This window comes from Massilia sp. Se16.2.3, from assembly GCF_014171595.1.
Taxonomy (GTDB): Bacteria; Pseudomonadota; Gammaproteobacteria; order Burkholderiales; family Burkholderiaceae_D; genus Telluria.
This window is the reverse complement of sequence record NZ_CP050451.1, coordinates 3,736,999-3,763,887: the sequence shown is the minus strand read 5'-3', so window position 1 is coordinate 3,763,887 and position 26,889 is coordinate 3,736,999. Positions and strand designations below refer to the sequence as shown.

At 69.9% G+C, this 26,889-nt stretch carries 31 protein-coding genes and 4 pseudogenes; 23 read left to right on the top strand and 12 right to left on the bottom strand.

Annotated features, from left to right (window positions below; translation table 11 throughout):
- The first annotated feature begins 7 nt into the window (after positions 1 to 7).
- Together G4G31_RS17180 and G4G31_RS17175 are read left to right on the top strand one after the other, a co-directional pair.
- Complete coding sequence (locus tag G4G31_RS17180; protein WP_182988677.1) at positions 8 to 592, top strand: hypothetical protein; 585 nt, start codon at positions 8 to 10, stop codon at positions 590 to 592.
- Positions 508 to 1,212 carry a DUF1294 domain-containing protein gene (locus G4G31_RS17175; RefSeq protein WP_182988676.1) on the top strand — a complete coding sequence of 235 codons (705 nt, stop codon included), beginning with the start codon at positions 508 to 510 and terminating at the stop codon, positions 1,210 to 1,212. Before G4G31_RS17180 ends, G4G31_RS17175 begins: the two co-directional genes overlap by 85 nt.
- 18 nt (positions 1,213 to 1,230) lie before the next feature.
- On the opposite strand, the gene G4G31_RS29300 is transcribed toward G4G31_RS17175, so the two are convergent.
- From G4G31_RS29300 to G4G31_RS17165, 4 genes and pseudogenes are all read right to left on the bottom strand, one after another.
- Positions 1,231 to 1,887 carry an ImpA family type VI secretion system protein gene (locus G4G31_RS29300; protein ID WP_210283260.1) on the bottom strand — a complete coding sequence of 219 codons (657 nt, stop codon included), beginning with the start codon at positions 1,885 to 1,887 and terminating at the stop codon, positions 1,231 to 1,233.
- On the bottom strand, positions 1,845 to 2,030 hold the full coding sequence (locus tag G4G31_RS29295) for a hypothetical protein (protein ID WP_374011321.1): 186 nt from the start codon (positions 2,028 to 2,030) through the stop codon (positions 1,845 to 1,847). Before G4G31_RS29295 ends, G4G31_RS29300 begins: the two co-directional genes overlap by 43 nt.
- An 85-nt stretch (positions 2,031 to 2,115) precedes the next feature.
- Positions 2,116 to 2,328 (bottom strand): annotated as a pseudogene (locus G4G31_RS29290) (type VI secretion system ImpA family N-terminal domain-containing protein); the annotation flags it as partial.
- Entirely contained in the window at positions 2,325 to 2,576 is a 252-nt protein-coding gene (locus tag G4G31_RS17165; RefSeq protein ID WP_182988674.1) for a hypothetical protein, read from the bottom strand. The pseudogene G4G31_RS29290 and the gene G4G31_RS17165, both read right to left, overlap by 4 nt.
- Before the next feature lie 17 nt (positions 2,577 to 2,593).
- Between G4G31_RS17165 and G4G31_RS17160 the strand changes: the two genes are divergently transcribed.
- Both G4G31_RS17160 and G4G31_RS17155 read left to right on the top strand, forming a co-directional pair.
- A complete protein-coding gene (locus G4G31_RS17160; RefSeq protein ID WP_182988673.1) occupies positions 2,594 to 4,060 on the top strand; it encodes a hypothetical protein in 1,467 nt (488 codons plus the stop codon).
- Positions 3,982 to 4,560, top strand: coding sequence for a hypothetical protein (locus G4G31_RS17155; protein ID WP_182991918.1), 579 nt, complete (start codon positions 3,982 to 3,984; stop codon positions 4,558 to 4,560). Before G4G31_RS17160 ends, G4G31_RS17155 begins: the two co-directional genes overlap by 79 nt.
- On the opposite strand, the gene G4G31_RS17150 is transcribed toward G4G31_RS17155, so the two are convergent.
- From G4G31_RS17150 to G4G31_RS17130, 6 genes and pseudogenes are all read right to left on the bottom strand, one after another.
- Positions 4,544 to 5,518 carry a type VI secretion protein IcmF/TssM N-terminal domain-containing protein gene (locus G4G31_RS17150; RefSeq protein ID WP_267873623.1) on the bottom strand — a complete coding sequence of 325 codons (975 nt, stop codon included), beginning with the start codon at positions 5,516 to 5,518 and terminating at the stop codon, positions 4,544 to 4,546. The two genes, G4G31_RS17155 and G4G31_RS17150, sit on opposite strands and share 17 nt — an antisense overlap.
- Positions 5,519 to 5,628: 110 nt before the next feature.
- Positions 5,629 to 5,907 (bottom strand): annotated as a pseudogene (locus tag G4G31_RS27665) (type VI secretion protein IcmF/TssM N-terminal domain-containing protein); the annotation flags it as partial.
- A 263-nt stretch (positions 5,908 to 6,170) separates the two neighbouring features.
- Positions 6,171 to 6,746: a DotU family type IV/VI secretion system protein gene (locus G4G31_RS17145; protein ID WP_182988671.1), complete on the bottom strand. Its 576-nt coding sequence runs from the start codon at positions 6,744 to 6,746 to the stop codon at positions 6,171 to 6,173.
- 255 nt (positions 6,747 to 7,001) lie between these two features.
- On the bottom strand, positions 7,002 to 7,382 hold the full coding sequence (locus G4G31_RS17140; protein ID WP_182988670.1) for a hypothetical protein: 381 nt from the start codon (positions 7,380 to 7,382) through the stop codon (positions 7,002 to 7,004).
- The gene (tssK, locus tag G4G31_RS17135; RefSeq protein WP_182988669.1) at positions 7,343 to 8,368 is read right to left on the bottom strand and encodes a type VI secretion system baseplate subunit TssK; all 1,026 of its coding nucleotides are present in this window, start codon (positions 8,366 to 8,368) and stop codon (positions 7,343 to 7,345) included. The genes G4G31_RS17140 and tssK overlap by 40 nt, the downstream gene beginning before the upstream one ends.
- Positions 8,365 to 8,886 carry a hypothetical protein gene (locus tag G4G31_RS17130; RefSeq protein ID WP_182988668.1) on the bottom strand — a complete coding sequence of 174 codons (522 nt, stop codon included), beginning with the start codon at positions 8,884 to 8,886 and terminating at the stop codon, positions 8,365 to 8,367. Before G4G31_RS17130 ends, tssK begins: the two co-directional genes overlap by 4 nt.
- A gap of 284 nt (positions 8,887 to 9,170) precedes the next feature.
- Between G4G31_RS17130 and tssB the strand changes: the two genes are divergently transcribed.
- The 19 genes and pseudogenes from tssB (at position 9,171) to G4G31_RS17050 (ending at position 24,801) form a co-directional block, all read left to right on the top strand.
- Complete coding sequence (gene tssB / locus G4G31_RS17125) at positions 9,171 to 9,731, top strand: type VI secretion system contractile sheath small subunit (protein WP_182988667.1); 561 nt, start codon at positions 9,171 to 9,173, stop codon at positions 9,729 to 9,731.
- A 45-nt stretch (positions 9,732 to 9,776) separates the two neighbouring features.
- Positions 9,777 to 11,339: a type VI secretion system contractile sheath large subunit gene (tssC, locus tag G4G31_RS17120; protein WP_182988666.1), complete on the top strand. Its 1,563-nt coding sequence runs from the start codon at positions 9,777 to 9,779 to the stop codon at positions 11,337 to 11,339.
- 89 nt (positions 11,340 to 11,428) lie between these two features.
- Complete coding sequence (locus G4G31_RS17115) at positions 11,429 to 11,926, top strand: Hcp family type VI secretion system effector (RefSeq protein ID WP_182988665.1); 498 nt, start codon at positions 11,429 to 11,431, stop codon at positions 11,924 to 11,926.
- 9 nt (positions 11,927 to 11,935) lie between these two features.
- Positions 11,936 to 12,373, top strand: coding sequence for a type VI secretion system baseplate subunit TssE (gene tssE / locus G4G31_RS17110; protein ID WP_182988664.1), 438 nt, complete (start codon positions 11,936 to 11,938; stop codon positions 12,371 to 12,373).
- Positions 12,370 to 14,198 (top strand): annotated as a pseudogene (gene tssF / locus G4G31_RS17105) (type VI secretion system baseplate subunit TssF). Before tssE ends, tssF begins: the two are co-directional and overlap by 4 nt.
- Positions 14,195 to 14,842: pseudogene (locus G4G31_RS29285) on the top strand (type VI secretion system baseplate subunit TssG); the annotation flags it as partial. The pseudogenes tssF and G4G31_RS29285, both read left to right, overlap by 4 nt.
- 52 nt (positions 14,843 to 14,894) lie before the next feature.
- Positions 14,895 to 15,209 (top strand): type VI secretion system baseplate subunit TssG, encoded by a 315-nt coding sequence (locus tag G4G31_RS29280; protein WP_374011320.1) that lies wholly within the window; start codon positions 14,895 to 14,897, stop codon positions 15,207 to 15,209.
- Positions 15,206 to 16,342 (top strand): AAA family ATPase, encoded by a 1,137-nt coding sequence (locus G4G31_RS24615; RefSeq protein ID WP_202033644.1) that lies wholly within the window; start codon positions 15,206 to 15,208, stop codon positions 16,340 to 16,342. Before G4G31_RS29280 ends, G4G31_RS24615 begins: the two co-directional genes overlap by 4 nt.
- Positions 16,297 to 16,746 (top strand): hypothetical protein, encoded by a 450-nt coding sequence (locus G4G31_RS24610; RefSeq protein WP_202033643.1) that lies wholly within the window; start codon positions 16,297 to 16,299, stop codon positions 16,744 to 16,746. Before G4G31_RS24615 ends, G4G31_RS24610 begins: the two co-directional genes overlap by 46 nt.
- A 369-nt stretch (positions 16,747 to 17,115) precedes the next feature.
- Complete coding sequence (locus G4G31_RS24605) at positions 17,116 to 17,751, top strand: AAA family ATPase (protein ID WP_202033642.1); 636 nt, start codon at positions 17,116 to 17,118, stop codon at positions 17,749 to 17,751.
- A 36-nt stretch (positions 17,752 to 17,787) separates the two neighbouring features.
- Entirely contained in the window at positions 17,788 to 18,390 is a 603-nt protein-coding gene (locus tag G4G31_RS17085; RefSeq protein WP_182988661.1) for a hypothetical protein, read from the top strand.
- A gap of 19 nt (positions 18,391 to 18,409) precedes the next feature.
- Positions 18,410 to 18,916 carry a hypothetical protein gene (locus tag G4G31_RS17080; RefSeq protein ID WP_182988660.1) on the top strand — a complete coding sequence of 169 codons (507 nt, stop codon included), beginning with the start codon at positions 18,410 to 18,412 and terminating at the stop codon, positions 18,914 to 18,916.
- A complete protein-coding gene (gene tssI / locus G4G31_RS24600) occupies positions 18,916 to 20,181 on the top strand; it encodes a type VI secretion system tip protein TssI/VgrG (RefSeq protein WP_202033641.1) in 1,266 nt (421 codons plus the stop codon). Before G4G31_RS17080 ends, tssI begins: the two co-directional genes overlap by 1 nt.
- A complete protein-coding gene (locus tag G4G31_RS24595) occupies positions 20,178 to 20,909 on the top strand; it encodes a hypothetical protein (RefSeq protein WP_202033632.1) in 732 nt (243 codons plus the stop codon). The genes tssI and G4G31_RS24595 overlap by 4 nt, the downstream gene beginning before the upstream one ends.
- Positions 20,910 to 21,054: 145 nt before the next feature.
- Complete coding sequence (locus tag G4G31_RS17070) at positions 21,055 to 21,408, top strand: toxin-antitoxin system YwqK family antitoxin (protein WP_182988659.1); 354 nt, start codon at positions 21,055 to 21,057, stop codon at positions 21,406 to 21,408.
- Between the two features lies 1 nt (position 21,409).
- Positions 21,410 to 21,799 (top strand): DUF4280 domain-containing protein, encoded by a 390-nt coding sequence (locus tag G4G31_RS17065; protein WP_182988658.1) that lies wholly within the window; start codon positions 21,410 to 21,412, stop codon positions 21,797 to 21,799.
- An 85-nt stretch (positions 21,800 to 21,884) separates the two neighbouring features.
- Positions 21,885 to 23,726, top strand: a complete 1,842-nt coding sequence (locus G4G31_RS17060) for an acyl-CoA dehydrogenase (protein WP_182988657.1) — start codon at positions 21,885 to 21,887, stop codon at positions 23,724 to 23,726.
- A gap of 18 nt (positions 23,727 to 23,744) precedes the next feature.
- A complete protein-coding gene (locus tag G4G31_RS17055; RefSeq protein WP_229425062.1) occupies positions 23,745 to 24,347 on the top strand; it encodes a hypothetical protein in 603 nt (200 codons plus the stop codon).
- A 40-nt stretch (positions 24,348 to 24,387) separates the two neighbouring features.
- On the top strand, positions 24,388 to 24,801 hold the full coding sequence (locus G4G31_RS17050) for a hypothetical protein (protein WP_182988656.1): 414 nt from the start codon (positions 24,388 to 24,390) through the stop codon (positions 24,799 to 24,801).
- Between the two features lie 12 nt (positions 24,802 to 24,813).
- Here G4G31_RS17050 and G4G31_RS17045 read toward each other — a convergent pair whose 3' ends face one another.
- Both G4G31_RS17045 and G4G31_RS17040 read right to left on the bottom strand, forming a co-directional pair.
- A complete protein-coding gene (locus tag G4G31_RS17045) occupies positions 24,814 to 25,521 on the bottom strand; it encodes a hypothetical protein (RefSeq protein ID WP_182988655.1) in 708 nt (235 codons plus the stop codon).
- Positions 25,518 to 26,864 carry an MBL fold metallo-hydrolase gene (locus G4G31_RS17040; protein ID WP_182988654.1) on the bottom strand — a complete coding sequence of 449 codons (1,347 nt, stop codon included), beginning with the start codon at positions 26,862 to 26,864 and terminating at the stop codon, positions 25,518 to 25,520. The genes G4G31_RS17045 and G4G31_RS17040 overlap by 4 nt, the downstream gene beginning before the upstream one ends.
- Positions 26,865 to 26,889 lie beyond the last annotated feature (25 nt).

Below are 26,889 nucleotides of genomic sequence, written 5' to 3'. Positions count from 1 at the left end.
GAACAGCATGCACATCCGCTCCAGTAAGCAGTTCGCCCTCCGCTTGACAAGCCTTGCCCTCGTGCTGACCCTGGGCGCCTGCGCCTCGGACACCACGAAACGCATGGGCGACGCTGCCGTGACGCCCCTGAACGACCTGAACGTCGTGCGCGCCGATATCCCGGATGTGCTCGAGCAAGCGCAGAAGGCACCGTACGTGATGCCCAGGGATGCCACCTGCATCGTGCTGTCGGTCGAGATCCGCAAGCTCGACGAAGTGCTCGGCGCCGACCTCGATGCCCCGGTCTCGGACACGCGCCCCTCGCTGATGGAGCGCGCCTCGACGCTGGCCAACGAACAGGCCATCAACGCGGTGCAGCGCACGGCGCAGGACCTGATTCCCTTCCGCGGCTGGGTGCGCAAGCTGAGCGGCGCCGAACGCTATTCGAAGAAGGTGGCGGCGGCGATCGCCGCAGGCTCGGTGCGCCGGGCCTTCCTGAAGGGCGTGGCGGCCTCGCAGGTCTGCCAGTGGCAGAACCTCCCGGTCGAGGCAGTCAAGAGCGGCGGCGTCCCCGAGGTCGCCGCCGCCACCGCGCCTGCCACGAAAGAGTAAATGCGCGAGCGCAGGCCGCCCCGCTACCGGGGAGCGTCACGACCTGGAAGGACGAGCAGGGCTACGGCTTCATCACGCCCAACGGCGGTGGCCCCGCGGTCTTCCTGCATGTCAGCGCCGTGGGCGGTGGCGGACGCCCGGCCCGGGGCGACGTCGTCACCTACCACCTGTCGGCCAGCGACAAGGGGCAGCCGCGCGCGGCGAACGTGATGTTCGTGGATGCCGGTACGGGACAGTCCCCGCCGAGACCCGGCCGCGCCATGCTGACCGCGCTCCTCTGTGCGGCGATCCTGGCGCTGTGCGTCGTCAAGAGCAGGCTGCCGGCCTGGATCGCCGGTATGCTCGCCTGCGTCAACCTGCTCACCTTCTTCGCGTATGCGGCCGACAAGGCCGCGGCGCGCGGCGGCCGGCGCCGGACGCCCGAGGACACCCTGCACGTCCTCGGCCTGCTGGGGGGCTGGCCGGCGGCGCTGGTGGCGCAACAGATGTTCCGGCACAAGACGCGCAAGCAATCGTTTCGCCGCGCCTTCCGGATCACGGTGGTCCTCAACTGCGCGGTGCTGGCCTGGCTGGTGTCGCACTGGGGCCTGGCCTGGCTGCGCCTGCACGGCCTTGGCTGACGCAGGGCGCGTCCACCGCTATTCGATCGGGTCGCGCAGCAGCACCTTGTGCATCTCGTTGTTATTGTGCGTCAGCTCCCTGAGCAGCTGGTCGAAGGGCATGGCGCCCCAGTCCACCGCACGCCGCAGCAGCGCCGGCACCGGGCTGTGGGGCTCGAGCTGGGCGAGATAGTCGGCAAGCTCGCGCAGGCGCGCATAGGCTTCCGAGCGGCTCGCGATCGTTGCGGCCTGGCCCGGCGGGGCCACGGGGGCGAGCGGCACCGGCATATCCTTTGCAGCCTCGGCGATTGGCGCTTGCGGCGGCGGTACCGGCGCCGGCCGCTCCGGGCGCTCGCTCATCCACCCCTGCACCACGCGGCGGGCTTCGTCCAGCAGGCCGCGCAAGCGGTGCAGCGGCGGCGCGTCCTTCGCCAGCTGGCGCTCCAGCACATCGTGCAGGCGTTTGGCGCTGGCGGCCCAGTCTTCCAGTTCGGCCAGCGTCGACGCCAGCTCGGCCCATGGCAGCGCGCGTACCTGCAGCAGCACCTGGCCGCGCGTCAGGACACCGGCGTTGGCAGCCGCGGCAGGCTTCTTGTCGCCCGCCTTGCGTTCGCTGTTGTCCATCGCCAGCGCTTCGCGCCAGGCGGCCAGCGTTACCTCGTGCGCGTCGACGCCGCTACCGCGCAGCAGCGGCACCCGCACCAGCAGTGCGCGGCTCCAGTGCTCGTCCAGCCAGGCCAGGGGGCGGTGCGGAATTCGATATCGCCGTCCCGCGGCAGCGGATGCAGCGATTCCCACAAGCGTTCGCACAACAATGCGACCAGCCCGGTGGCACGCACGCCGCCGGCCAGGCCCCTCGAGTGCGATCCAGGCTTCGCCCAGCCAGGCCGCCACCTGCAGGTCCTTGCTGCGCGTGGCCAGCGCCTCGCGGCACAGGCGCGCCGCCAGCGGCCAGTCGGCCCGTTTCAGCTCCGCCGTCCAGACGCCGCGCGGCAGGGTCGGATCGTCCTCGCGGCGGGCTTCGGCGATGGCGTCGAACTCCGGTCCGTGCAGCAGGTCGTCCCCGCCCGGGCTGGCGTCGCTGATCGGTAGCAGCAGGGCGTCGAACGCATCGTCCTGTGGATCGTCGCGCTTCATGGTGCGCTTCCTTTGTCGTTGAGATAGGCCGGTAGCGGCGGCGCGGCGGTGCCCGGGAAGGCGGGCATTGCCGGGGACTCAAGCTTGCCGTGGCGGGCGACGGCCAGGCGGGCATAGGCCACGGTGGTTGCCGGCGTGCCGGCGGCGTCGCGCGTCGGTACTGCAAAGCGCAGCATGCCGCCCTGGCGCGCTTCGCGTTCGCCCAATTCCGACAGGGGCGCCGCGTGCTCGCGCAGCACGCGCAGCAAGGCCCGGGGTCGTCGTAGTGCCAGCTGGCGTTGCGGCCATCGACCCGCATGGCGGGACGCGCCGGGTCCGGGCTTGGGCTCACCTCGCTGTTCTTCGCCCAGCGCAGGCGCAGCGTGATCGGCTGGCCGACGCGCCAGGCCACCCTGGGTGCACCGCCCGCCAGCGGCGGCGCCAGCGCGTCCCCGGCTTCGACGGCCCACTCGATGATCTGGTCGGCGCCCTTTTCGCGGGCGCGGTTCAGGCGAAACTGCGGCCACAGGTCGAGGGCCGCCACGCCGCCGGCGGGGTCCTCGGCCAGCATGGCGCCCAGCAGGGTCCGCGCGGCATCCAGGCGGTCGAGGAAGGCGACAGCGGCCGCCGAACGCGCGTCCTTCTGGCGCGCCAGCGGCCCGCGCGTCCCCGGCAGGTGCCGCTCCAGCAAGGCCAGCAGCTGACGTACCGCATCGGGGTCGCTCGGCGCCGCCTCGAGGTTGGCGGCGAAGGGGAAGCGCCCGAGCAGCTGCTGCTCGAAGTGGCCGGCGATGGCTTCGTAACCGGCGCGGGCAAGGCTTGCCTGCAAGGCCAGGCAGCGCGGCCGGAAGGTGGCTGCCGCGCGGCCGAGGCGGCGCCCGAAATAGTCACCGCCGCCCGTGCCGCGGGCCAGCCGAACCGCGCAGTTGACACTGTCGAGTTCGGCCACGTCGGTGCCCAGCCAGGCTTCGAGCTTCTGCAGCGCGCCGCCCGGCGCCTTTGGCACTGCGCCGCGCCAGCTCGGCGTCGATGCCCGACCACTCGGCCAGCAGCGGCCGGGCATCGACCGGCGTGCCGGCCCCCTCCTGGGCCAGCCAGGCGCGCGCGCCCTGCTGGCGGCGGCCAGCTCGGTGAGGACGTTCAGCTGGCTTTCCGGGTAGTCCGGCAGCTCGGCCGGGCCTTCCAGGCCATAGGCCGCCAGGGCGCCGCCGCGGCTGCCGTCCCAGCCGGCGGCCGCGCCCGCGTCGGGCAGATAGAGTTTGCCGGCGTCGGCAGCTGCCGCCACGCTGCGTACCAGGCTTGCCGCCTGGCGGTCGAGCAGGCCACGCCAGCGTTCGGCCAGCATGCCCAGTTCCAGCTTGCGCAGGTCGGCCAGCAGCGGCACCAGGTGGCTGCGGGCATCGTCGAAGTTGGCGCAGCGCCAGCGCGCGTCGCACTGTGCCGGCAGCACCGCGGCCGCCAGTTCGCGCTCGACCAGGACGGCCGCCTGCGAGCGGGCCAGGCGCCGCAGCGCGTCCTGGTAGGCGGGCGGGGCCTTGGCCAGCTCTGCCCCCTCATAGGCTTGCAGGTCGGCCGCGGCGGTGCGCGCCGCCTGCAGGCGCGCGTCGTCCCAGGTCCAGGGCAGGGCGCCGTCGGGCAGGGCCGCACCCGGCGTGCCCGTCCCCGGGCGAACGGGTGCTGCAGCAGGCGGCCGAGGGCTTCCTCCAGGCCGGCCAGGTCCTCGTTCACCAGCAGCTGCTTGCCTTCGGCATAGGCCAGCACCGGCGTGGCGCCGCTGCTGTCGGCGTCGACGCTGCTGCGAAACGCCGCCTGGCGCGCCACGACCTCGTCGGCCAGCTGGCCAGCAATGTCCGGGCCGAGCAGGCGCGACTTGCGGATGCGCGCATCCAGGTTGGCATAGGCTTCGCCCCGGGCCAGGCGGCCGTCGGCCATCCAGGCGACATCGGTACGGGCGAGCAGGGTACGCAGCTTGCCGATGTCGGCCTGCAGGCCGGCCAGCTCGCCACTCGCTGTTCGGGTTGGCGGCCAGCGCGCGCACCGCGCACCAGCTCGCGCTGCAGCGTTGCCAGCTCGTTAGCACCGAACAGGTGCTCGAGCCAGGCCCGGTGCAGCACCTTCAGGTGCTTGCGAAAGCGCGTGGCATCGTGCTGGCGTTCGCGCCCGTTCGTGCCCGGGGTGCTGTCGCGCACGGCACGGTCGAACAGTGTCACGCTGCGGCTCGTGCCCGGGTTCAGCTTCAGGCCGAACAGGTAGGAGAACAGGGCGGTGGCGTCCTGCCGGTACCGCCGCGCACCCCGGCCAGGGTCTCGAAGCGGGCGTGCTGGTATTCGAATTCGAGGGTCGCGGCGACGAATTCGCGCATGGCGACAAATTCCGCCATGCGCTCGGGCGAGGCAAACAGGGCGCTGGCCGCCGCTGGCGCCGGCGCGTCCGCCGTCAAGCGCGCGGCGCGTTCGTCCGGGGCCTCGTCCAGGCTGTCGAACAGCACCTTCTCGTAATAGCTGCGAAACGCGCCCTGGACCTCGGGTTCGAGACCGCCGCAGCAGGCGAACCATGACAGCGGTAGCGCCGCGCGCCGGGTATCCCAGTCGGGCACGCGGTCGATGTCGCTGAGCAGCTCGATGGTTGCGCGCTCGTCGATGCGCACGTCGCGCCCGGCGTCGAGGATCGCGTTGTGCATGCCGAGAAGCGGCGTGCGCATCGACTGCAGTTGGCGGTCGAGCGAGAACCAGGTCGGCACCAGCGCCACCAGCCAGACCGCGGCGACGAAGGCGCTGGCGGCCAGCACCACGCGCCGGGCACGGCGGTCGGCGGCCACGCGCCGCGCCACCGGCTGCGCCAGGCCGAACTCGCCGAAGATGCGCGTGGCGAACAGGTCGCGGCAAAACAGCGGCGCGGCGGGCGCGCCAGGCGCCGGCGGCGGCGCGAACGGGTCGGCCGCCACCGTCGCCCGGGGCGCCGCGGGGAGGGCGCGCCCGCTCAGGTAAATGCCGCGCAAGGAGAAGGGCGTGAGCACGGCGTTCGGCCGCATGGCCGCGTGCAGCGCCGCCGGCAGCTGGGCGAGACCCGCCGCGATGCGTTCCGGCATCAGGAAGATCGGCGCGCCATGCTCGCCCGGGTCGCGCCGCGCCGCCAGGGCGCCGGCCAGGCGCCGCAGCCGCGCCACCACCGTTGCCACCGCTTCCTCGCCGACTTCGCGCCGCCATGGCACGGCTGGCGGATGCGGGTTCGACCAGCCGAGCGTCTGGCTACGGGCCCCGGGGGCAGCAGGGCCGCCCATTCGGCAAAGCCGGGCGCGTCCTCGCAACCGGTGACCACCACGTAAACAGGCAGCGCGAGGCCCAGCCGGTCCTGGAGTTCGACCAGCTTGCGGTAGATGCGCTCGCCATCGACAGCGTCGCTGGCGACTTGCGCGAACGGGACGGCCAAGACAATGGCATCGAGCGCGCGTACGCTGCGATGGCGCTCGATCAGGCGCAGGAAGTCGGTCCAGGGGCCGCTGTTGGCTTCCCAGGCGTTCGAGGGCAGCTCGAAAGCGACGCCTTCGGGACTGCGCCACCAGCCGCTGGCTATGCCCTCGCTCGCCGGGACTGCCTCCATGCCGGCGGCGCGCAGCAGGTCGGTCTTGCCGCTGGTGGCGCCGCCGCACACCAGCACGCAGGCCTTCTCGTAGCGGTAGTCGGCCCCCTTCGGATGCAGGGTCCGCAGCGCGCGCGCGAACACACTGGCCTGCAGAGGCAGAACGGCCGCTGGCGGCTGCCCGGTTCCCGCCGCGCGGCGACGGCGCCACCACAGCCAGGCAAACACGCCCAGCACCAGCAACAGCACCAGGACCAGCACGAGGACGATCACCGCGTTGGCGTTCATGCGCGCTCCCCGATCTGCCGCAGCACGTCGCCGGCGATGGGACGCAATGCCAGCCACACGATCAGCGAGGCCACGAGCGGCACGGCCAGCACGGCGGCCGACAGCAGGTAGGTGCGCATGCGCGAGGACAGCCCGCGGGTGCGCGGCGTTGCGCGCACCAGGTGTTCGTCGGGCGCCTCCGTCAGCACGAAGCCGGGCGCGTCGAGGGGCACTGCGTCCGGGTAGAGGTAAGCAAACAGCTCGGTGCGGCGGCGCGCCAGCTCGGCCGGGCCATCGGGGCGGTCGCGCAGGCGCCCGGCGAACCCGAGGCTGAGGCAATGCAGGTAGACTTCGGCGATGTCGCGCTGCCCGCGATCCTGGCCGTGCAGCACGGCGTCGATCCGTTCGAGCAGGCGTTCGCCGCCGCTGCGCGTCTTGAACAGGCGCCATTCCAGCAGGTATTCGCCCCAGGCCGCGCGGCCGGGCCACGGCTCGTTGAGCAGGGTCTCGTCGACCACGAGCGCAAAGGCATACTGCAGCGCCTCCAGTTGTTCCTCGCCGCTGTACTGGCGCGACCAGGACTGGCGCGCCATGCCCGGCGGATGTCGCCGAGCGCATCCTGCATGCGCCGCGCTGCCTCGTGCGCCACTTCCAGGCTGACCGCGCCCGGTCCGATGCGGGGTTGCGCCGCCAGCAAGGCGTAAAACGCGTCGACGGCGTCGCGGAACAGCCCGCCGAGCGGATTGCCGTCCTGCAGCCAGCGGGGACGTTCGCGCGGATGCTCGCCTGGCATCGCCCGGGTCTGCACTGCTACCCGTTCGCGCATGGGTTCGCGCATCGGTTCCATGCTAGGTGTCCTTTCCGGCCGGCGCCGCGGTGGCGTTGGAGCGCGGGCGCAGCAACAGCTCGATCGCGAGCGGCTCGATGTAGCCGTCGGCACTGCCGCCGGGCCCGTCGATGCGCAGCGGCAGCGCCGCGTCGAAATAATCGGCGCTGCCGGCATCCACCTGTAGCTGGAACAGGGTGCGGCTGGCGTCCCCGCCCAGGCTTTGCGCCACCCCGGTGGGAGCTGCGCCTTGCCGATGCCACGGATGCGGTGGTGCTGCGGCCGGTCGTTGCGTCCCGCCGAGCAGACCAGGGGCTTCCTCGAACCAGCGCCGCATGTCGTCGTCGCTCGCGCGCACCGGTTTCAGGAGCGCCACCACATACGGCGCGGCGCCGCCCAGCATGGCGGGGCGATCTCGAACTCCTGCTTGCCCAGGCTGCGGAAGGGCGCCCAGTCGAAGTCGGGCGCCAGCTGCGCATGCAGCCTGTCGAGCGCGTCGAGCAAGGGCGTGAACCCCGCCGCCAGGTCGCGGTAGTCGAAGCGCGGCAAGGTCGGCAGCACGGCCGCGCCGGTGCCGGCAGCCAGGGCGCCGAGCAGGCGCGCCAGTACGCCGTACAGGACCTGCGGGTGGCTGGTACCGGGCTGGCACATGCTGTCCAGTTCCAGCACCAGCGCACCCAGCACGGGCAGCAGGGCGCGGCGCGCGACAGGGCGTGATGCATCGACCGGGTCGTCCGCCATCTGGGCATAGGCCGAGCGCAGTTTGCGCCCGAGCGCGTGGATGCGCCCATGCAGGACCAGCTCCGTTCCGATGCGCAGCCAGGGGCCGATGTAGCCGGTATCGACCGGCACGCCGCTCGCGCGACGGTACTGCGCCAGCGGCAGCAGCTCGGCATCGGCATAGCCCCGGCCGTGGCCGCACACCAGCAGCAGATTCGGGCGCAGCACCGAGATGACCTCGTCCGCCCCGCCAGGGTTCTGGTCGGCCACGCGCACGCTGCCGTGTTCGAGATAGCGCGGCGGCTCGGGACGGCGCTCCAGCGTCTGCGCCGCCACGGCAAGGCTGATCCGCCAGATGCCCTCGGCGTCGGGCTGGTGCCGTGCCAGGTCGATGGACAGGCGCTGTCCCGGTCCGGCCACCACCGGCAAGCCGTCGGGCATGACCGCTTCCGGGGCGGTGACGGTCACCTCGGTGCCGTCCTGCTCCAGGGCCAGGCGCAGCAGGCCCCAGTGCAGCGGGTCGCGCGCGCGCAGCAGGGCGGCGGCCAGCATCTCGGCGCGCGCCGTGGCTTGCTGGAAGTGGTGCGGCAGCAGCGCCATGCCTTCGTACCAGCGCACCGCATCGGGCAGGCCGGCCAGGCCGGAGGACATTTCGGTAGGTGGATTCATGGGATTGGCATGGTCGTCAGCGCGGCGTGCCGGCCACGCTGGCGTCGATCGCGCCAAACGTGACGACCGCCTTGCGGTAGGGATCGAGGCGCAGGCGGTAGGCGCCCTTGCCCTTGTAGCTGGCGAACAGGACCAGGCCCGCCGCCTTGGCGCCCGCGCAAGGTGCTGGCTGCAGGTGCAGGGTCGCGCCGGGCGGCAGTTCGTAGTCCCGTGGAGCGCAGGGTGGCCGGGTAGTCGCGCCGGTAATTGGCCAGCGGGTCGAACCACTGCGCCGCGCTCAGTTCGAGCAGCCTGGCCAGCAGCTGCTCGTCACCGGCGGCGACCAGTTCGATCCGCAGGGGCATGTTGTCATTGGCGTCGCGCGCCACGTCCAGGCGCAAATCGGACAGGGCAATGCGTGGCCCGAACAGGGCGGGCAGGGAAGGCCGGCTCGCGCATCCGGCGGCCAGCAGGGCCAGTCCCAGCAGGATGGCGCGGCGTGCCCAGGGGGCGTGCGAACTGCCAGTCGAGATGTGCAACGCCCCTCCTTCCGGCACCGCCTGGCGCCCCGATTGCGATCTTCGACCCACCGTGCATAACCAGGAGTCACTCAAGAAATGGAACAAAAATATACACGAAAATTTGATGTGGTTTAAGAAATATATTTTCGATTGCAGACCCCCGCAATGTGGTTTTTTGGGCGTATTCTTTTTTCCCCAAGCACAGGGCAGGAGCGCCCGGCAAGCCGCATGCGGCCGCGCCAAGCTCGTCGTTTCATCCACCTTCCGCGTCCAGCGAGGGCGCGGTTTCTGAAGGAGTAGCGATGTCCGGTATCGACAATGGCCAGCACTGGCTCGACCGCAACCGCCCGCCGCGGGTGCAGATCACATATGACGTGGAAATCGGCGATGCCGTCGAGAAGAAGGAGCTGCCGCTCGTCGTCGGCATCCTTGCCGACCTCGACGGCACCAAGGGCAAGGTCGTCGCCGAGCAGGCCTTCCGCGAAATCGACGGCGACAACTTCGACGAGATGCTCAAGGAGATCGCCCCGACGGTGACGCTGAACCTGCCGGCCAGCAGCCAGCTGGCCGAACACAAGGCGGCCAAGGCCCTGGAAGCGACCTTCACCTTCACCCAGTTCGACCATTTCAACCCGGTCGAGCTGCTCAGGATGGTGCCAGCCCTGAAGGAGCTCTACGAGGAGCGCCAGCGCCTGCGCGACATGCTGGCGCGCCTGGACGGCAACGTGAAGCTGGGCGAACAGCTCGACGCCGAGTTCAGGTCGGTCCGGCCCGCGCCGGGCGGCGCTCCCGAGAAGAGTGGCAAGAGCGGCGGCAAGGCGGAAGAGGACATGGCCGGGGACACTCCGCCCGACCAGGCTTGACACGCGCGCATCCGGACGCGCCATTCCATTCGACGAGAGCAGAACATGACAACCGAAACTGACCTGAAAACAGAACAGCAAGCGGCGCTCGAACACGCCGAACTGAAGGTGAGCAATCCCAGCCTGATCGACATGGTGATCAAGGCCACCTACGACGACACGCAAAAGAAAACCGCCGCCATCATCCTCAAGACCGCGCTCGACGCGGCGCGCGCCGACACGAGCCCGGAGGCAGACTCTGTCAAGGTGATCAGCAAGCGCATCCGCGACATCGATGGCCTGATCAGCGAGCGCCTCGACCAGATCCTCCACAACGAACGGTTCCAGGCCCTCGAGTCGGCCTGGCGCGGCCTGCACCTGCTGGTGTTCGGCACCGAAACGAGCGCGCGCCTGAAGCTCAAGGTCATGAACATCGCTAGAGACGACCTCAAGAACGACCTGGAGAAGGCGGTCGCTTTCGACCAGTCGGCCCTGTTCAAGAAGGTCTACGAGGAAGAATACGGCACCTTCGGCGGCAACCCGTTCAGCGTGCTGATGGCCGACTACAGCTTCGGGCGCAAGGCGCCGGAAATCGGCCTGTTGACCAAGCTGTCGAACGTCGCCGCCGCCGCCCATGCGCCCCTGATCACGGCGGCGGAACCGGAACTGTTTGGCCTGGACTCGTTCACGGAACTGGGCAACCCGCGCGACCTGGCCAAGGCCTTCGAGGGCGCCGATGCCATCAAGTGGAATGCCTTCCGCGACAGCGACGACGCCCGCTACGTGACGCTGGTCATGCCGCGCATGCTGCTGCGCCTGCCGTATGGCGACGCCGGCAACCCGGTCGATGGCCTGGCCTACGAGGAAAACGTGTTCGGGAGCGAGCGCGCCTTTGTGCGCAACGAGGACGGCACGGCGTCAAGCACGCTGTACGGTAGCCGCGCCAGCCACGAACGCTACCTGTGGGGCAATCCGGCCTACGCGCTGACCCAGCGCATCACCGATGCCTTCGCCAAGTACGGCTGGTGCGCGGCGATCCGCGGGGTCGAGGGCGGTGGCGCCGTCAAGGATCTGCCGGTGTTTAACTATCCGGTGGAGGACAGCGGCAAGCTGCGCACCTTGCAGTGCCCGCTGGAGACCAGCATCACCGACCGCCGCGAGAAGGAACTGAGCGACCTCGGTTTCATGGCCCTGTGCCACAAGAAGAACGAGGACCTCGCCGTCTTCTTCGGCGGCCAGACCGCGGCCCGTCCGAAGAAGTACAACAAGGACCTGGCCAATGCGAACGCGTCGATCTCCTCGATGCTGCCTTACGTGCTGGCCGCCTCGCGCTTCGCCCATTACGTGAAGGTGATCATGCGCGACAAGATCGGCTCCTTCACTTCGCGCGAGCAGGTCGAGCGCTACCTCAACAACTGGGTGGCCGACTATGTGCTGGTCAACGACAACGCGCCGCAGTCGCTCAAGGCCCAGTATCCGCTGCGCGAGGCACGCGTCGACGTGGTCAGCGTGCCGGGCAAGGTGGGCGCCTACCGCGCCACCATGTTCCTCAAGCCGCACTTCCAGCTGGAAGAGTTGACGACCTCGATCCGCCTGGTAGCCGACCTGCCGCCCCCGGCGGCCGGCTGATCGGCGCCTGGCAAACAGCGGCGCCCCGCGGGGCGCTCTTCACACAATCACGCAGGCGGCACAGGGCCGCTTGCGCTCCGGAGACACGCATGGACGCAATCATTCTCGACCTGGGCGACACCATCAAGGGCGACTCGGCGCTGGAAGGCTATACCGACAAGATCGAACTGATGTCGTACAGCCACAACGTGGCGATGCAGGTGACCAACGACGTCAGCAACAGGGAGCGCACCTCGGGCCGCCCCCACATCGGCGAATTCACCGTCACCAAGTTCCTCGATGGCTCGACGCCGACGCTGAACGAATACTGCTGCGCTGGCAAGTCGATCCCCACAGCCATGATCACGGTGGGGCGCAACTCGGGCGACGACAGCGGCAAGACGGTGCCGCTGATCGTCTATACGCTGTCGAACGCCATCATCTCGAATGTCAGCGTCAGCGGCGGCTCGGGCGGCAAGCCGGTGGAAACCCTGTCGCTGAACTTCACCGCCATCAAGTGGGAGCTCACTTCGCAGAAGACCGACGGCAGCAAGGAAGGCACGGCAGCGGCCACCTGGGACCTGTCGAACAACAAGCTCGTCAAGTAAGGGCGCTTCGTGGACCTTGCACGCGATGCGCACCGGCTGCCGCTGTTCGAGCGCCTGGGCCCGGACGGGCACGGGCGCGCCCTCGACGCGCCTGGCCTGCGCGCCTCGATCGGACGCGAACTGGCACGGCTCCTGAACGCACGCAGCGTGCCGGTGCCTGGACGGCAGCTCAGCGTCATCGACTATGGCTTGCCCGACCCGTCCACGCTGTATGCGGCCAATGCCGAAGACCGCGAGGTGCTGGCGCGCGCTGTGCTGCGGGCGATCGTCGCCTTCGAGCCGCGCCTCCTGGTGCCGCGCGTGGAGATCGTGCCCGACCCTGATGCGCGCGTGCTGCGCGTGGGCGTGTCGGGCGCGGTGCGCTTCGATGGCAGGGTCGGCCCGGCGCGCTACAGCGTGGCGCTCGGATCGGGCGGCGCTATCGTGCAGGCGCTGGAGGACGCATGAAGGCTGCCGGCGCCGACGGCGCGCGCCTGCGCGAAGACTACGAGCGCGAGCTGCGCTACCTGCGCAATGCGGGAGCCACCTTCGCGCGCGAGCACCCGGAGGTGGCGGCGCGCCTGGAACTGTCCAGCGAAGGCAGCGCCGACCCGCACGTCGAGCGCCTGCTGGAGGGTTTCGCCTTCCTGGCCGCGCGCCTGCACCGCACGTTTGACGAGAGCACCTCGAGCCTGGCCGCGACCCTGCTCGAGCAGCTGTTCCCGCACGCGGCGCGGCCGCTCCCGTCGAGCAGCATCGTCCACGTCGATCCGGATACCGCGAAGATCGACCTCGGCACCGGCTACGACCTGGCGCGCGGCGGCGCCATGTTCGTCGATACGGCCGACGGCACCACCATCCGCTTCCAGAGCCGCTTTCCGCTGACGCTATGGCCGCTGCGGGTGGCGCGCAGCGCGCTGCTGACCGAGCGCCTGGACGACCTGTCGCGCCATCCGGACAAGCGCAGCGTGTTGTCGCTGCGCCTGGCCTTTCCCTTGACCTTCGACCCGGCGGCGGCGAACCTCGGACGCCTGCGCTTTCATGTGAAGGGCTCGAACGATGCGGCCGCGCGCCTGTGCGACCTGCTGTACGCGCACACGCTGGAAGTGCGCTGGCGCGATGCCGCCGGGCGCGGCGGCGTGCTGGACAGCTTGCCGCGCTTCGTCGGCCTGGATGCGGAGGAAGCGCTGCTGCCCGAGCACGACGACACCCACCCGGGCCTGCGCCTGCTGCTGGAATATTTTTCCTGCCCGGCCAAGTTCCAGTTCTTCGAGCTCGATTGCGCGCAGCTCGGGCGCCACGCCGGCGTGCCGCCGGGGCCGTGGAGCGGGCCCCGGTGCGAGCTGCTGTTCGTGCTGGGCGCCCGGCCCATCGAGACGCTGGAGCTCGAGCCCGACGCGCTCATGCTGGGCTGCACGCCGGTGCTGAACCTGTTCCCGCGCACTTCCGAGCCGGTGCGGGTGGATGGCACCCGTTCGCAGTACAAGCTGGTGGCCGACGTGCACCGCGAGCGCGCCACCGAGATCTACAGCATCGAGGAAGTGGCGGCCATCGTGCCCGGCGAGCGCGCCGCGACCCTGCCACGCTTCTTCGGCGCTCACGGGACGAACAGGACGGCGCGCCAGGTCTACTGGCATGCGCGCCGCGGCCCGGCCTTCAAGGCCGCGCTGGGCGGGACCGACATGCGCCTGCTGCTGGTCGACCCGGCCTGCGACCCGGCTGTGCCGGCAACGCGTACGCTGGTGGCCAGGCTGCTGTGCACCAACCGCGGCCTGGCCGAGACGCTGCCGGCCGGCACCCGGCTGGACACCGAGGACGCGGGCGCCATCGGTGCGATCCGCCTGCTGCATGCACCCAGCCGGCAATCGCTGGCCCGGCCCGACGGCGCGGCGCGCTGGCAGCTGGTGTCGCAGCTGTCGCTGAACCACCTGTCGCTGGCCGACGGACCGGAGGGCTTGCTGCGCCTGAAGGAATTGCTGGCCCTGAACAACCTGGGCGGCAGCGTCGTGGCCGACCGCCAGATCGGCGCGCTGGCGGCGCTGCGCTGCCGGCGCGTCACGCGCCATGTGGGGGGCGACCCCGGCACGGCTACCGGCGCGGCTATGCGCTGACCCTGCGCCTGGCGCCGGACGGCATGCGCGGCAGTTCCATCTGCCTGTTCGGCGCCGTGCTGCAGCGTTTCCTGGCGCTGTATGGCGGCGTGAACACGTTTGTGGAGCTGACGATCGAGCACGACGACGGCCGTGTGGCCGGCCACTGGGGCGCGCTCGCCAGCGCGCAGCTGCCGCTGTGACCAGCAGATCCGCGCCTTCCCTGGCGGCGGCGCGCCTGCAGGCGGCGCCCGGGGAGTTCGATTTCGTCCAGGCCGTCGACCTGCTCGAACAACTGGCGCGCGCACAGGGGATGGCCCCCGTCCCACTGGGCGAGGGGAGCGATCCATCGCGCGAAGCGGTGAGCCTGCGCGCGCCCTTCGAGTTCGGCTTCCGTCCGCTGCCGCTCGAGGACATGCACGCCGGCGCCGGCGGGCCGCCGCGCCTCTTCGTCAACTTCCTCGGCCTGGCCGGCAGCGACGGGCCGCTGCCCGAGCCCTACGTCGACCTGGTCCGGACCAGCCTGCTCGCGCGCGACGGGGCGAGCGCGGATTTCCTCGGCATTTTCCAGCACCGCTTGCTGTCTTATGCCTGGCGCGCGGCCGATGCAATGCGTTGCGCGGGGCCGTTCAGCGCACCGGGCGCGGGGCCGCTGGCGCCTGCACTGCGCGCCCTGGCCGGCGCATCGGACGACGAAGCGCGAGCGCCATTGTTTGCGCACCTGCCGGCGGCGTCCCAGGCGCGACGGTCGCTGCATGGCCTGTGCATCCTGCTGGGACGCTGTTTCGGCATGCGCGTGAGCGGGCGCGAAGCGGCGGGGCGCTGGCTCGACCTGGAGCCCGGGCTGCGCAGCAGCCCCGGGCGGTCCGGCCGCAACCACCGGCTCGGCCGCGCGCGCGGTGCTGGGGCGGCGCGCCTGGCAGCCGGACGGCGCGATCGCGCTCGATTTCGGCACGCTGCCGGCAGCCTTGTTCCGCGACCTGCTGCCGGGCGGCGCGCGCCATGCCGACCTGGCCCGGCTGTGCGCCTGGTACCTGGGGCCGGACCTGGACTGCCGCATCGGCATGGCCTGCCTGCCCGAGCATGCCGACTGCGTGCTGTCCGAAGGCTGCCGCCTGGGGCAGGGCGCCTGGCTCGGCAAGGCAGGGGACTCGCATACCGCCGCTTTCACCCTGGCGGCGCCCGGCGCTGCCACGCATGAGGACTCCGCATGAGCCTGGACTACGGCGCCCTCGTCGCCACACTGAACCCCCATTGCACCGGCGCGCTGGAAGCGGCGATCGGCAGCTGCATGGCGCAGCAGCACTTCCACGTCGAAGCCGAGCACCTGCTGCTGGAACTGCTGCGCACGCCGAACAACGACCTGTCCTGCGTGCTGGCCGAATGCGCGATCGGCGCGGCCGTTCTGGAAGCGGAGCTGCGCATGGCGCTCGAGGCGGTCCGGCGCGGCAACGTGCGCAAACCGCCGCTGGGGGCGGCCTTTGTCAGCCTGCTGCAGGAAGCCTGGGTCATCGCCAGCCTGCACCTGCGCCAGCCGCAGGTACGCTCCGGCACGCTCTTGCTGGCGCTGCTGGAACACGAGGGCGCGCGCGCCCAGCTGGCGGCTGGCGGCTCGTCGCTGCTGCGCATCGGCCGCGACACCCTGCGCACATCCCTGCCCATCTGGTGCGCGGCGTCGATCGAGAACGGACCCGCGCCTGCCGAGCGTGCCGGCGCGCGGGCTCAAGAGACAGGCGCGCTCGCCGACTACACCGAGGACCTGACCGCCGCGGCCCAAGCCGGTGCCATCGATCCCGTCACCGGCCGCGATGGCGAAATCCGCCAGGTCATCGACATCCTGCTGCGCCGGCGCCAGAACAACCCGATCCTGGTCGGCGCGCCGGGCGTCGGCAAGACGGCCGTGGCGGAAGGCCTGGCGCGCCGCATCGCCGAGGGCGACGTGCCGCCGCGCCTGCAGGGCGTCAGCCTGCGCACGCTGGACCTGGCGCTGCTGCAGGCCGGCGCCGGCGTCAAGGGCGAATTCGAGGAACGGCTAAAACGCGTGATCGCGGAAGTCAGCGCTTCGCCGGCACCGGTCATCCTCTTCATCGACGAGGCGCACACGCTGATCGGCGCGGGCGGTACGGCGGGCCAGGGCGACGCGGCCAACCTGCTCAAACCCGCGCTGGCACGCGGCGCCCTGCGCACGATCGCGGCCACCACCTGGCTCGAATACAAGAAGTACATCGAAAGGATCCGGCGCTGGCGCGGCGCTTCCAGCTGGTGCAGGTGGAGGAGCCGGGCGAGGAGGCGGCGACGGCGATGCTGCGCGGGGTGGCGGCGCGCCTCGAGCAGCACCACGGCGTGACCATCCCGGAAGGCGCGGTGCGCGACGCGGTGGCGCTGTCGCACCGCTACCTGCCCGAGCGCCAGCTGCCGGACAAGGCGATCTCGGTGCTCGACACCGCCTGCGCACGCGTCGCGCTCGGGCAGCACGACACGCCGCCCCCAGGTGGAGGGGTGCGCGCCGGCGCATCGCCGCGCTCGAGGAGGAGCTGGCGCGCCTGCGCCGCGAAAGCGCGACCGGCCTCGCGCACGGAGAGCGGATTGCCGCCCTGGCCGCGGAACGGGAGGAAATGGGCGCCAGCCTTGCCGCGCTGGCGCTGCGCTGGGAAGAGGAACGCCTGGCCGTGCACGAGATCCTGCGCTTGCGCCAGCGAATCGCCGCGGCCGATGCATCGGAAGACGACGAGGACGGGCCGGGCAGCCTGATGCTGCAGCTGCAGCGCCTGGAAGCGGGTCTGGAAGCGATCCGCCAGGACGATCCGATGGTGCCGGTGTGCGTCGATTCGAAGGCGGTGGCCGCGGTAATCGGCGGCTGGACCGGCATCCCGGTCGGGAAGATGCTGGCCGACGAGAGCCACGCGGTGCGCACCCTGGCCGCGCGCCTGGCGCGGCGGGTGATCGGCCAGGATGACGCCCTGGCGCTGGTGGCCAACCGCATCAAGGCCTATCGCGCGGGCCTGCTCGACCCGGACAAGCCGGTCGGCGTGTTCCTGCTGGCCGGGCCGTCCGGGGTTGGCAAGACCGAGACCGCCTACGCGCTGGCCGACGCCCCTGTACGGGGGCGAGCGCAACCTCGTGACGATCAACATGGCCGAGTACCGGGAAGCGCACACGGTCTCCCAGCTCAAGGGCGCGCCGCCGGGCTATGTCGGCTACGGCAGCGGCGGCGTGCTGACCGAAGCCGTGCGGCGGCGGCCCCACAGCGTGGTGCTGCTCGACGAATTCGAAAAGGCCCACCCGGACGTGCTGGAAGCCTTCTACAACGTGTTCGACAAGGGCGCGATGGAGGACGGCACCGGGCTGACCGTCGACTTCCGCAACACCGTGATCCTGGCCACCTCGAACGCCGGCGCCGAACTGGTGCTGCAGGCTTGCACCGGCGCGGCCCGTCCGGCGGCACGGACGCTGGCCGCGCGCCTGGCGCCGCAGCTCTCCGCCATCTTCAAGCCGGCGCTGCTGGCGCGGATGGCGGTCGTGCCCTACCTGGCATTGAGTGACGCAGCCCTGCGCGGCATCGTGCGCCAGAAGCTCGATCGCGTGGCCGAGCGCGCCGCGGCGGGCGACCCCGATTTCGCCGGCTTCGGCGAGGACACGGTGGACTGGGTCTTGCAGCGCTGCGGCGCGCTTGGCGCGCGCGAGATCGACCGGGTAATCATGGACGAACTGGCGACGTCGCTGGCCGACGCCATCCTGGAACGGCACGGCATCTAGGGCGCGGGACACGCGCCCCTACAGGAGGAGGGGGACATGGGAAGACAGGTAGTGGCCTTTGACGGCAGCAATATCGGCAATGTGCTGGTCGACGATACCGCCTGGGCGAAAGCCCTGCTGGTGATTGTCGATCCGCGCAACACGGAGTCGAAGAACCGCGAGCGCATCGCCGTGGCCAAGCTGCTCGAGGCGGGCCTGGCATGTACGGTGGCGAGCGACGAGAGCTACGACGTGCAGGTGGGCGTGAACGGCGACATCGGCGACAACATCCGTACCGTACGCGGCGGCACCCACCTGCGCAAGACCGCGGCCAGCATACGCGCCGATATCAAGACCCTGTATCCGAGCCACGATTTCCGCAGCCAGTCGGCGAGCGGCGTCGGCGCCGGCGTGATCGGCACCGAGCAGGACCATATCCTGGGGCAGATCGACAAGGCCGTGGCCAAGGAAAACCGCCAGGGCAACGCCTGCCTGTTCGACCTGTCCTATGTGACGCCGGGGACGCGCCAGGGCCTGGTCGGGATCATCCACAACTCCGTGTCCAATGCCATCACCCTCGAGTACGACCGCGACGGCAAGGAGCTGCATGTGGCGCTGCCCGGGGTTTTCGAATTCCACCGCGGCAGCTGGTACCGCTGATCATCCGGGAGAGACCGACATGCATGCCGACGTGTTGCTGAGCATCGACAGGGGCGCCTTGCCGGCGCGCGAGCAGGGAGTGATCGGGGACATCCGCCAGCGCAACGCCGACATCAAGTCCGGCACGGTGGCCTTCGACCTTGCCGCCCCTTACCGTAGCGCTTCCCTGGGCTTTGCCGACATCCGCAGCGCCCATGGCCTGGCGACGATGCGCATCCCCGCCGTGGCGCCGGCGCGCATGCGCACCCTGTTCTCGACCCGCGGCGAGATCGGCAACCTGTACGTGCACGCCGGCAGCGACAAGAAGAAGGTCAAGCTGTGCTGGCTGAGCTATGCGCAGGAATACGCGCCGGCCCACGTGGCCGGGCGCATCCCCACCCTGGTCGAATTCAACGGCAACAATGCGCAAAGCCGCATCCTGATCGACTACGCGCGCGACCTGGTGTTCTACACGGCCAACCATTACGCCAGCTACCAGCTGGTTACCTTCAACGGCCAGCCGGCGCGCACGATGGACCATATCTGATGCCCGGCCATGCCGACAGCAGCGCAACCGGTCTGGCCTTGTCGGCAGCCGCCCCGCTCGACACCCTGTTCCCGCAGCGGCTCGAGGGCGAGGAGCTGCTCGGTGGCCTGTTCCGGCTGGCGCTGGAATGCCGCGGCACCGACGCCGCCATCGTGCTGGCCGACGCGCTGGGCAAGCATGTCAGCCTGACCCTGCGCGCCGGGACCGTCGAGCGGCCCTTCGACGGCATGTGCGCATCGATCCGCCAGCGCCCGGCCGAGGAAGGCTTCGCCGTGTATGTGCTGGAACTGCGGCCCTGGCTGTGGTGGCTGAGCTTGTCGTCCGACTACCGCATCTTCCAGGCGAAAAGCGTGCCCGACATCGTCGAGGCGGTGTTTGCCGCGGCCGCTTACACCGACTACGAGCTGCGGCTGTCCGGCAGCTACGAGCCGCGCGAGTATTGCGTGCAGTACGGCGAGACCGATTTTGCTTTCGTCGCGCGCCTGCTGGAAGAAGAGGGCATCCACTACTTCTTCATCCATGCGACCGGTGTGCACACGCTGGTGCTGGCCGACAGTACTGACGCCTGGCCGGTCTGCCCGGGCGGCGCCACCATCGACTTCATGCCGCCCGCAATCGGCGCGCGCGAATTGCAGGCCATCCGCGCGGGAGAACTGGGACTGCAGGCCGGCAGTACCGCCTTTCGCACCGGCGACTATGCCTTCGTCACCCCGGCCACCTCGCTGGCGGCGCTGGCGGAAGGCGGCCAGCCGGCGCGGGTGGTGGCGGAATACCCGGGCGGCTACGCCACCAAGGCGGCCGGCGAAGCCCGGGCGAAGCAGCGCATGGAGGAGCTGAATTCACGCGGCCGCTGCCTGTCCGGCACCAGCGACAGCCGGGCGCTGGTGCCCGGCCATACGTTTCTCCTGGCTGGGCACGAGCGTCCCGACGCCAATGTCGAGTGGGTGGTCGAACGGGTAGGCCATGCGTTCTCGCACCTGGCCTACGAAAACAGCTTTTCGGCGCTGCCGCGCGACGTGGCTTACCGCCCGCAGCGCGCGACACCGCGCCCGCGCATCCACGGCAGCCAGACCGCGGTCGTGGTGGGCAAGAGCGGCGAAGAGATCTGGACCGACGAGCACGGGCGCATCAAGGTGCAGTTCCATTGGGACCGCGCCGGCAAGAACGACGAGAACAGCTCGTGCTGGGTCCGCGTGGCCCAGGCCTGGGCCGGCAAGGGTTGGGGGCGCAGTTCATCCCGCGCGTCGGGCAGGAAGTGGTGGTGAGCTTCCTCGACGGCGACCCGGACCGGCCGCTCGTCACCGGCTGCGTCTACAACGGCGCCAATCCGCTGCCCTACGCCTTGCCGGCGGAGGCGGCCACCAGCAGCCTGAAAAGCCAGTCGACGAAGGGCGGCGAAGGGTTCAACGAGATCCGCCTGAACGACAGGAAGGATGCCGAAGAACTCTACCTGCACGCGCAGAAGGACATGAAGACCGCCGTCCTGAACGACGCGGTGCGCGAGGTGGGCCACGACGACAAGCGCACGGTCAGGAACGACCAGACCCTGGAAGTCCAGGAAGGCAACCGCAGCGTCACCGTCACCAGGGGCAACCTGACGACCAGCGTCGCTGCCGGCAACGAGACGGCGACCGTGAAGGGCACCCGCAGCGTCACGGTCGAGGGCGCGGAGACCCACGACAGCCGCGCCGATTTCACCCACGAGGTGGGCGGCAAGTACACCCTCACCATCAAGGGCGACCTCACCATCGACGTCAGCGGGAAGATCGTCCTGAAGGCTGGCACCAGCATCGCGATCGAGGCCGGCACGTCGCTCGGCAGCAAGGCCGGCACCGACCTGAGTGCCGAGGCGGGCACCAGCCTGCTGAACAAGGCCGGCACCTCGCTGACGAACGAGGCGGGGCTGTCGCTGACCAGCAAGGCCGGCGCCAGCCAGACCGTCGACGGCGGCGGCATGCTGACGCTCAAGGGCGGACTGGTGAAAGTCAACTGAGAAGGAAACCGCATGGACAGGCAGCCATTCCAACTACTCGAAGCGGACGGCGCCCTGCAGATGCAGGGCGCGCTGGCCGACGGAAAGCTCGACGGCGTGCTGCAGGTGCACGCGCACGGGGCGCCCAGGGGCCGCACTGTCGTTCGTGGGTGGCGTGCAGCAGGGCGAGTGCATCATCCTGTACGCGCCGCACCGGCCCTCGGCGCGTTTGCACTTCCTCGACGGCCGCCTCGACGGCCCGGCCGAGTTCTACTCGATCGAGGGCGTGCTGGTGCGCCGCACCCACTACCGCCAGGGCCAGCTGCACGGCCTGCAGCAGGATTTCTACCCGAACGGGCTGCTGTTCGAGGAAACGACCTATGTACGCGGTTTGCCGGACGGCTTGTGGCGCCGTTTCCATCCGAACGGTGCGATGTCGGAGCGGCGCCAGTTTGGCGCAGGTGTGCCATTGACGGTGCTCGAGCGTTTCGACGCGCGCGGCCTCCCGCAGGCGGCCTAGCATGGGGCTTGCGGTCTGCATGGGTGCCAGCCTGCAGTGCAGCTTCGGGGCCGCGCCCAGCACGCTGGTGGTGCTGCCTGCCAACCGGGTGCTGGTCGGCGGGGTGCCGGCCGCGAACATTGCCGACTGCGCGCCCATCGTCAACGTGCCGCCCTTCGGTGTGTGCACCAGCATGGCCAACCCTGCCGTGGCGGCGGCCACGGCGGCGGCCCTCGGCGTACTGACGCCCATGCCCTGCATGCCCGTGCCAGCGGGGATGTGGATGGTGGGCGCGCCGACGGTGATGGTCGGGCCGATGCCGGCCCTGAACAGCGATTCCAAGCTGATGTGCGCGTGGGGCGGCGTGATCGGGGTGCTGGCTCCCGGCCAAGGGACGGTGATGACACCCTGAGCCGGACGCGCCGCTGCCCCCGGCTGCCACACGGCCGGCAATCGGTTATCCTTTGCGCCAGACCGCATCACAGCCAAGGGACACCATGCAATCGACCATCCTGAACCGCCGCGACATCGACTTCCTGCTCTACGAATGGCTGGCCGTGGACGCGCTGTGCGCGCGCGAGCGCTACCGCGACCACAGCCGTGAGACTTTCACGGCGGCCCTGGACACCGCGGAGCAGATCGCGGTCGACCTGTTCGCCACCCACAACAAGAAGAGCGACAGCCAGGAGCCGCACTTCGACGGCGAGAAGGTCACCATCATCCCGGAAGTAAAAACCGCGCTCGATGCCTTCTGCGCGGCCGGCTTCATGGCGGCGGGCCAGGACTACGAATTCGATGGCATGCAGCTGCCCTATGTGGTGGACCGGGCGATCGCCGCCTGGTTCACGGCGGCCAACGTGGCGACCTCGGCCTATACCTTCCTCACGATGGGCAATGCGAATACGCTGTTGAAAACGGCGACCCCGCGCCAGGTGGAGCGCTTCGTGCGCCCGCAATTGAGCGGACGCTTCTTCGGTACCATGTGCCTGTCCGAGCCCCAGGCCGGCTCCAGCCTGTCGGACATCACGACGCGCGCCGAGCCGGATCCGCTTGATGGCCCCGAGGGCGAGCGCCAGTACCGGCTACGCGGCAACAAGATGTGGATCTCCGCGGGCGAACACGAGTTGGCGGAAAACATCGTGCACCTGGTGCTGGCGAAGATTCCCGGCCCGGACGGCAAGCTCATTCCCGGCGTGAAGGGCATTTCGCTCTTCATCGTGCCGAAATACCTGGTGAACGAGGACGGCAGCCTCGGCGAGCGCAACGACATCGCGCTCGCTGGCCTGAACCACAAGATGGGCAACCGCGGCACCACCAACTGCCTGCTCAACTTCGGCGAAGGCAGGTTCAAGCCGGGCGGGCGCGCCGGTGCGGTCGGCTACCTGGTGGGCGAGCCACACAAGGGTCTCGCCAACATGTTCCACATGATGAACGAGGCGCGCATCGGCGTCGGCCTGGGCGCGACCGTGCTGGGCGTCACCGGCTACCTCCACGCGCTCGACTATGCGCGCAGCCGCCCTCAGGGCCGCCATCCGGCCGAGAAGGACCCGGCCAGGCCGCAGGTGGCGATCATCGAGCACACCGACGTACGACGCATGCTGCTGGCGCAGAAGGCCTATACCGAAGGTGCGCTGGCACTGATCCTGTACTGTGCGCGCCTGGTCGACGAGCAGCGCACCGGCGACACGCCTGACGCCCGCCAGCACGCCGGCATGCTGCTCGACTTTCTCACCCCGATCGCCAAGTCCTGGCCCTCGCAATGGTGCGTCGAGGCGAACAGCCTGGCGATCCAGGTGCACGGCGGCTACGGCTATACGCGCGAATACAATGTCGAGCAGTTCTACCGCGACAACCGCCTCAATCCCATCCACGAAGGCACCCACGGCATCCACGGGCTCGACCTGCTGGGCCGCAAGGTGGTGATCGGGGAAGGCGCGCTGTTCGAGGCCGTCGGCGCCGAGGTGGCGGCCTGCATCGCGCGCGTGCGCGCGGCGCAGGTGCCCGAACTGCAGGACTGGGCGCAGCAGCTGGATGAAACCTGGCGCCGCGTCAGGGAGGTCACGGCGGCGCTCTACGGCACCAGGGACCTTAACAAGACGCTTGCCAACGCCAGCCTGTACCTGGAAGCGGTGGGCCACACGGTCGTCGCCTGGATGTGGCTGGAGCAGGCCCTGGTGGCGGCGCGTCGCCTGGCCGGGCGTGAGGAGGACTTCTACCATGGCAAACTGCAGGCCTGCCGTTACTTCTTCCGCTGGGAGCTGCCGAAGGTGGCGCAGCAACTCGACTTGCTGGCCAGCCTCGACACCACCACGCTCGACATGCGCGATGCCTGGTTCTGAACTGACTTGACGACATCCATGACCGACACCCCCATCCCGGCGTTTGCCCTTACGCTCAACGACATCGAGATCGGCGCGCGCCTCGTCGGCGCATTGCTGCACCACCTGCGCACCCGCGGCGCGGAGCCGATCAGCTATCCGGCGCTGCTGGAACTGGGGCGCTTCCTCGACCCGAAAGACGCGGCGATGGACCGCGCCGAGCCGCTCGGCATCGCGGCCAAGCTGCGTTTTGTCAGCGATTTTGCCGCGCCCGGGCTTGCCCGACCTGGCCGCCCTGGCGGTGCACCCGGCATGCCCCGATGCGGCAACCGGGCCCGAGGCGCAGGCGCTGCGGGGCGAACTGGCACGCGCCGACTGGTCGGGCGCGCCGGCGCAGCTGGCGGAGTTCGCCCGTGCGGCCAGCGCCAGGTGCCGGCGCGCTTCAAGCCGCGCAAGGAGCGTCCGGCCGAGGTGTCGTGGTATGCCTACTTCAGTGCCCACCGCGACGCCTGCAGGGAGATCGGCTCGGCCGACAAGCGCGAAATCGTCAACCTGCTGATGGCCGGGCTCGACCCGGAAACGGCATTGCGGCGCTACCTGGCGGCAAAGGCCGACTACGAGGCCGGGAGCGCAATCCGATGAACTTCCGTCCCGCATGCGCGCGTCGCAGTGGAGCGTTGCGATGACGTCGCTCAACAGCCTGCTCGGCACGCGCTACGAGGATGCAAGCTTCCACGACGCGGAACTGCTGTCCTCGACCATCGACTGGGAAAGCGGAACGGCATCGTTCGCCTTCGACATTCCGTATGGTTCGGCTGAAAGCAGCGGCCAGTCCAACTACCAGCGCGGGACGCTGACATTCGCGGGCCTGTGTTTCTACCTGGTCGAACCCGCATTGCTCGATGCCGCGGCCAGGGCGCGGGGATCGCTCTGGATCACGGCCGAGGGCTCGCTGCCCGACCCGCAGGTGGCGATCAGCGCCTACCTGCCCCCGAATTTGCCGGCCGGGGCGCTTGCTTACTACCTGTATGCGAGTAACACGAACAGCTTCATCATCGTTGCCGCCACCAGCGCCAGCTTTACCTGGGGCGCCTAGCCTGGCCCGGGATCAATGCCCCAGCAGGGCCAGGCTGCGTTCCCACTCCGCGCGCCAGGGTTGCAGGAAGTCGTGGGCGGCAAAGGCGCGATGCAAACCGCGTAGCGGCACGCGGTAGACGTCGTGCAGGCCGAGCGCCAGCACCACCGGATTCCACACGATCTTCGACTTCGCCTTCTTCGTGCTTGCCTTGATGCGCGCCCCTTCGTCGCCAAAAATGCCGCCGCCGCTTGCCAGCTGGGCGGCCAGGTCGAGTTTTACCAGCGCGCCGAAGGCGGCCACGGCCTGCTCCTTGTAGATGCCCGCGGTGGACTCGGCAGCCACGGGCAGAGGAGGCGCCGGCTGCGCGGCGCGCTTGACCGCCTTGACCAGCTTTTCCAGGTCCTTCTTCAGGAAGCGCAGCTCGTGCAACTGGCGCCGGAAGCCCGGTTCGGGCAGGCGCGCGACGATGTTGTAGGCATCTTTCGTCATCGTGATCAGGACGTCCTCGCTGCCGGCCGCCAGGCGTGCGGTATCGCCTTCAAAGAAAATGGGCGCGGCATAGCCGCCGTTGGCCTCGCCGAACAGGTCCGGATGGGCCGGGTCGTAGTCGAGCCAGACATAAGGCGTGACGCCATGCTCGAGCAGGCGCGCCAGGGTCCAGGGCGAGTCCGTCTGCAGCGCCAGCCAGTCGCAGGCTTGATCCAGCGTGGCACGGTAGGGCAGGATGGTAATGGTCATGGGGTTTCTTTCAGCCGGCGCAGCTGCGCGGCCTGGTAAGCGCCGAAGGCGTCGTCGAAAAGGCAGCGGATCAAGGGGTCGTCGACCAGTTCGCTCGATGCGAGCTCGCGCTCGGTCTCGGCGTCAAAAACGGTGTCGTTGATGCGCATGTACATCGAGGTGAGCGATTCGCCCTGCACCAAGGCCGCGTGCAGTTTCGCGGCCGGGATCTCGGTAGCCCAGGACACCGATCCGGGCGCGTCGGCGAGGAGCGCAATGTCGTCGCCCTGCACGCGATAGTGATAGTGCGTGCCCGCGCCCCCGTGGTCGTAGACCGACAGGCGCCAGGTGCGGGGCCGTTCGAAATAGCTGTCCTCGGGCAGCTCGAGCGAACGGTAGCGTGCGAGCAGCCCGCCCTGGCAGTAGTCGCGTACGCGCGTGGCCTGGCCAGGGTCCAGCGACGCGAACTGGCGCGCGATCCCGGCGGTGGAGGGTGGCTGCGCCTGCGGGTCGTAGTCGTAATCGACGTCCTGGTCGCCGAGCGGCAGCACCCAGTCCAGCGGCGGCGCCGGCAGCAGGCCGTCGGCACCGAGCCGGAACGAGATGCCCGGGTTCATGCGCACGACGCGGGTGCCCGGCAGCGCAGCCTCGACTTCGGCGCCAAACTGGCGATAGCTGATCGGGAAGAAGGCGCGGTTGTACCAGGACCAGCTCTCCTGCTGGAACTGGCAGGAACTGGGCACAACGTAGCGCGGGGCCAGCACGTGCAATTGTTCGATCCACTCGGCCGGCAGGATGGCGGGGGCCGGCGACGCGCGCGAAGGCGACAGCACCTCGATCTCGCGCATGGTCTGGAAGGGCCAGAGCACCATGTCCCAGGGGCCGAGCGCGCGCAGGGCGGGCAGGGTGTCCGGGTCGATCCAGGAATCGACGACATTGAGCAGGTTCAGGCCCGCCGCCTGCACCTGGAACATCGAGTCGACCTCTTCGTCCATGGCGATGCGCGGCGTGACGGTGAACGGGCCGACCTGGACCGGCGTATCGAGCCGCAGGGCCTGCACGTTCATGAAACCCAGCTCGCGCAGCATCGCGAACAGCTCGTCGAACAGGCAGTACAGGTAGATCGGCGTGGCGCGGTCGAGCAGGTCGAGGCTGTCGAGCGAGCAGTGGTCGTCGTGGAAGTGCGAAATGAAGACGGCGTCCAGGCGCAGCGCGCGGATCTGCTCGCGGTCGAAAGCGACCGGCGGGAAGGCGTGGCAGTTGCGGCTGAACGGGTTCTCGAAGATCGGGTCGAAGGCGATTCGCCCACCTTCGCAAGCGAACAGGTAGCCTGCGTGCAGGATGCGGGAAATCTGGAGGGACATGATTGATGGCGGCGTGACTGGCGGG